Raw genomic sequence first — 5,795 nt, 5'->3', positions numbered from 1 at the left:
AGAGCGTGATCTCGCGTCAGGTCGGCTACTGGCGGCAGGCCCTGGCGGGTGCGCCGGAGGAGCTGGCCCTGCCGCTGGACCACGCGCGTCCGGCCATCGCCTCGCACCGCGGCCACGTCGTACCGCTGGAGATCCCGGCGGACCTGCACCGCGACCTCCAGGAGATGGCCAGGCAGCGCGGACTGACGCTGTTCATGACCGTCCAGGCCGCCCTCGCCGTCCTGCTCTCCAAGCTCGGCGCGGGCACCGACGTCCCGATCGGGACCACCATCGCCGGGCGCACCGACCAGGCCGTCGAGGACCTCGTCGGGTTCTTCGTCAACACGCTGGTGATGCGCACCGATCTGTCCGGCGACCCCTCCCTGACGGAGGTCCTCGACCGGGTCCGCAGGAGCGATCTGGAGGCCTTCGCCCACCAGGACGTCCCGTTCGAGAAGCTGGTCGAGGAGCTCTCCCCGACCCGCTCGCTGGCCCGGCACCCGCTCTTCCAGGTCATGCTCACCGTGCACAACACCGCCCCGGCGGGTGACGGGAAGTCGCCAGGGCTGCCCGGGCTGCGCACCGCGCCGCTCGCGGCCGGCGGCACGGCGGCCAAGTTCGACCTCGACGTGAGCCTCGGCGAGACGTTCGACGGCCGGGGTGCCCCGGCCGGGCTACAGGGCTCGATCATCGCGGCCTCGGACCTCTTCGACACGGTCACGACCCGGCGGATCGCGGACCGGCTGGTGCGGGTCCTGCGCACCGTGGTCGCCGAGCCGACCCTGCCGGTCGGCCAGGTGGACGTGCTCGGCGCGGAGGAGCGCCGCCGGCTCGTCGAGGAGTGGAACGACACCGACGTCACCGTCCCGGGTCCGCTACTGCCCGCCTTGCTCGAGGCGCAGGCCGCCCGGACCCCGGACGCGACCGCCGTGCTGGGCACCGACTCCGCACTGACCTACGCCGAGCTGAACGCGCGGGCCAACGGCCTCGCGCGCCTGCTGTCCGGCCGCGGGGTCGGCCCGGAGTCGCTGGTGGCGGTCTGCCTCGAACGCTCTACCGAACTGCTGGTCGCCCTGCTGGCCGTCCTCAAGACCGGCGGCGCCTACCTGCCGATCGACCCGGGCTACCCGGCCGAGCGCATCGGCTACATGCTCGACGACGCCCGTCCCGTCCTGGTGCTGACCGGCGGCGCGGTGCTGGACTGTACGGTCGGCCTGCCGGTCGAGGGTCCGGACGTCCTGGTGCTGGACGCCGCGCAGACCGTTGCCGAGCTGGCGGCGGCCGACGGTGCCGACCTGGCCGAGGCCGAGCGCCACGGCCCGCTGCTGCCCGCGCACCCGGCGTACGTCATCTACACCTCCGGTTCCACCGGGCGCCCCAAGGGTGTCGTGGTGCCGCACGGGGGGGTGACGAACTTCCTGGCCGCGATGGGCCGACGGGCCGGCTTCGGCCCCGCGGACCGCCTGCTGGCGGTCACCACCGTGGCCTTCGACATCCATGTCCTGGAGCTCTACCTGCCGCTGCTGGCCGGCGCCGCCGTGGTGATCGCCGAGGACTCCGTCACCCGCGACCCGGGTGCGGTGGCCGAGCTGATCGGGCGCTTCGGCGTGACGGCCGTCCAGGCCACCCCGGCCCTGTGGCAGGGGTTGCTCCGCGAGCACACCGAGGCCGTGCGCGGACTGCGCATGCTGGTCGGCGGCGAGGCGCTCCCGGCGATGCTCGCCGTGCGCATGGCGGCGGCCGGCCTCTCGGTGACCAACCTCTACGGGCCGACCGAGGCGACCGTCTGGTCCACCGTGGCCGACCTGGACCGCGAGCGCACCGCGCCGGTGCCGATCGGACGTCCGCTGGACAACACCCGGGTGCTGGCCCTGGACGACGGGCTGCGCCCGGTGCCGCTGGGCGTGGCCGGTGAGCTGTATCTCGCCGGCGCCCAGCTGGCACGCGGTTACCTGGGCCGGCCCGGGCTGTCGGCGGAGCGGTTCGTGGCCAACCCGTTCGGTGCCGGTGAGCGGATGTACCGCACCGGTGACGTGGTGCGCTGGCGGGCGGACGGCAACCTCGAGTTCCTGGGCCGCTCCGACGACCAGGTGAAGCTGCGCGGCTTCCGGATCGAGCTCGGCGAGATCGAGTCCGTGCTGGCCGCCCAGCCGGAGGTGGCGCAGGCCGCCGCCGTCGTCCGCGAGGACGTGCCGGGTGACCGGCGCCTGGTGGCCTACCTCGTCCCCGCCGAGGGCCCGGGCGTGGACCTCGACGTTGACGTGGTGCGCGCCCGCGCCGCCGAGCGGCTGCCGGCCTACATGGTGCCCGCAGCCTTCGTGATCCTGGAGGCGCTCCCACTGACCGCGAACGGCAAGCTGGACCGCAAGGCCCTGCCCGTGCCCACCTACGCGGTCGGTGCCGGTCGGGCCCCGGCGGACGCCCGTGAGGAGCTGATCTGCCAGGCCTTCGCCGAGGTGCTCGGACTTCCGGTGGTCGGCGTGGACGACGACTTCTTCGCGCTCGGCGGCCACTCCCTGCTGGCGGTCGCGCTGGTGGACCGGCTGCGCGAGTACGGCGTGTCGGTCTCGGTGCGGGTCCTGTTCGCCACGGCCACCCCGGCGGCCCTGGCGGCCGCGGCCGGGACGGGCACGGTCCGGGTTCCGGCCAACCCGATTCCCGTCGGGGGTGTGTCCGAGCTGACGCCGGAGATGCTGCCGCTGGTCGAGCTGACGGAGGCCGAGGTCGCCACCGTGGCGGCCGCCGTGCCGGGCGGCGCGGCGAACATCGCGGACGTGTACCCGTTGGCCCCGCTGCAGGAGGGTCTGTTCTTCCACCACCTGATGGCCGACCAGGAGGGCGGTGACGCCTACGTGCTGCCGAACGTCCTGGGCTTCGACGACCGGGCGCGGCTCGGCGCCTTCCTGGACGCGCTGCGCTGGGCGGTGGCCCGCCACGACGTCTACCGCACCGCGATCGTCTGGGAGGGCGTGCGCGAGCCCGTCCAGGTCGTCCTCCGCGAGGCCGAACTGCCGGTCACCGAGGTCGAGCTGGACCCGGCCGGGGTCGAGCCTGCGGAGCAACTGCTCGCCGCCGCCGGTGCACGGATGCCGCTGGACCGGGCGCCGATGCTGAGTGTCCACACCGCGGCCGAGCCGGGTACCGGCGGGTGGCTGGCGCTGCTGCGGATCCACCACCTGGTGCAGGACCACACGGCCCTTGAGGTGCTGCTCGGTGAACTGCGGGCGTTCCTGTCCGGCCGGATGGCCGAGTTGCCAGAGCCGCTGCCGTTCCGCGAGTTCGTCGCCCAGGCCCGCCTCGGAGTCTCCCGCGAGGAGCACGAGCGCTACTTCACCGGCCTGCTCGGCGACATCGAGGAGACCACGGCTCCGTATGGGATGCTCGACGTCCACGGCGACGGAGCGACGGTCGAGCGCGCCCAGCTGTGGGCGGACGACGCGCTGGCCGGGCGGCTGCGCGAGGTTGCGCGGACGCTGGGCGTCAGCCCGGCCACCGTCTTCCACCTCGCCTGGGCCAGGGCTCTGGCGGCGGTGTCCGGGCGCGAGGACGTGGTGTTCGGCACCGTGCTGCTCGGGCGGATGAGCGCGGGCACCGGTGCGGGGCGGGTCATGGGCCCGTTCCTCAACACGCTGCCGGTCCGGGTGAACCTGGCCGGCCAGGCCGTGGGCGAGGCGGTCGACGGCCTGCGACGGCAGCTCGCCGACCTGCTGGCGCACGAGCACGCCCCGCTCGCGCTGGCCCAGCAGGCCGCCGGTCTGCCGGGTAGCACCCCGCTGTTCACGTCGATCTTCAACTACCGGCACAGCGGCCCCGTGGGCCCCCGGCCGGAGGCGGCGGAGACCGGCAATGCGTTCAGTGGCATCAACCGGATGCTGTCCCGCGAGCGCACCAACTACCCGGTGACGGTGTCCGTCGACGACTTCGGGGACCGCTTCCTGATCACCGCGGACACCCTGGCGCCGGCCGACCCCGAGCGGCTCTGCACGCTGCTGCACACCGGCCTGGACGGCCTCGTCGCAGCCCTCGAACAGAACCCCGGCACCCGGCTCGGCGCGGTGGACGTGCTCGCGCCGGCCGAGCGCCGGACGCTGCTGACGGACTGGAACCGGACCGGCCGCGGCCTCGCACCGGCGACCCTCCCGGACCTGTTCGCCGCGCAGGCCGCCCGCACCCCGGACGCCACGGCGCTGGTCAGCGGCGGCAGCGTGCTCACGTACGCCGAACTGGACGCGCGGGCCAATCGGCTGGCGCGCCTGCTGATCGGCCGGGGCATCGGACCGGAGTCGGTGGTCGCGGTGCTGATGGAGCGCTCCGTCGAGCTGATGGTCGCGCTTCTGGCCGTCACCAAGGCCGGTGGCGCGTACCTGCCGCTCGACCCGGCCTACCCCGCCGAGCGGATCGCCCTCATGCTTGAGGACGCCCGGCCGGCCCACCTGCTGACCTCGGCCGAGCACGAGTCCGCCGTCCCGGCGGCGGCCGGTCTGCAGGTGACCGTGCTGGACATGCCGGACACCGGTGCCGAACTGGCCCGGCTCGACGGTCAGGCCGTGTCCGGCGCCGAGCGCACCGGCCGACTGCGGCCCACCCACCCGGCCTACGTCGTCTACACCTCGGGCTCGACCGGGCAGCCGAAGGGCACCGTGGTCCCGCACCAGGCGGTCGACCGGCTGGTCCGGGAGGGCAACTTCATCGAGTTCGGTGCCGAGGACGTGGTGGCCCAGCTGGCGTCCGTCCCGTTCGACGCGGCGACCCTCGAGATCTGGGGCGCGCTGCTGAACGGGGCCGCCCTGGCCGTCGCCCCGTCGGGGCCGATGCCGGTCTCCGAGCTGAGGCGCTTCCTCGAGGAGCACCGGGTCACCGCGCTGTGGCTGACCGCCGGCCTCTTCCACGAGGTCGTCGACACCGACATCGAGGCGCTCGCAGGCCTGCGCGTGCTGCTGGCCGGTGGCGACGTGCTCTCCCCGGCGCACTGCCGGGCGATCCTGGAGCGGCTGCCCTCGGTCCGGCTGCTCAACGGGTACGGGCCCACGGAGAACACCACCTTCACCACCGTGCACGCCGTGACGGCCGCCGACCTGGCGGACGGCGGGAGCGTGCCGATCGGCGCACCGATCTCGGACACGCGGGTGTTTGTCCTGGATGAGGCGCTTGCTCCGGTGCCGGTCGGTGTGACGGGTGAGCTGTATGTCGCGGGTGTGGGTCTGGCGCGTGGTTATGCGGGCCGTGCGGTTCTGACGGCGGAGCGTTTCGTGGCGGATCCGTTCGGTTCGGGTGGGCGGCTGTACCGCACCGGTGACCGGGTCCGCTGGACGGCCGAGGGTCGGCTGGTGTTCGGGGGTCGGGCGGACGATCAGGTGAAGATCCGTGGCTTCCGGGTGGAGCCGGGTGAGGTCGAAGCGGTCCTCGCCGCGCACCCTGAGGTCGCTCAGGCCGCGGTCGTGGTCCGCGAGGACGCCCCGGGTGACAAGCGTCTGGTGGCTTACCTCGTCCCCGCCGAGGGCCTGGACGTGGACGCTATTCGTGCGTACGCGGCTGACCGTCTGCCGTCGTACATGCTGCCCGCCGCCGTTCTGGCGTTGGACACGCTGCCGCTGACCGTCAACGGCAAGCTCGACCGCAAGGCCCTGCCCGCGCCGGAGTACGTCTCGGGTGCGGGCCGGGCTCCGGTGACCGCGCAGGAGGAGCTGCTCTGCCAGATCTTCGCGGAGGTGCTGGGCCTGTCGGTGGTGGGTGTGGACGACGACTTCTTCGCCCTCGGTGGTCACTCGCTGCTGGCGACGCGTCTGGTGAGCCGGGTGCGGTCGGTCCTCGGGGCG

General features: G+C 73.8%; 1 protein-coding gene. It reads left to right on the top strand.

Annotated features, from left to right (window positions below; genetic code table 11):
• Nucleotides 1-5,795 (top strand): amino acid adenylation domain-containing protein (locus tag ACIQVZ_RS42170; protein WP_402458426.1); only part of this gene is annotated, 5,795 nt, incomplete at both ends.

Source organism: Kitasatospora sp. NPDC098663 (genome assembly GCF_044760075.1).
Classification (GTDB): domain Bacteria; phylum Actinomycetota; class Actinomycetes; order Streptomycetales; family Streptomycetaceae; genus Kitasatospora.
This window is presented reverse-complemented; position numbering and strand designations above follow the sequence as displayed.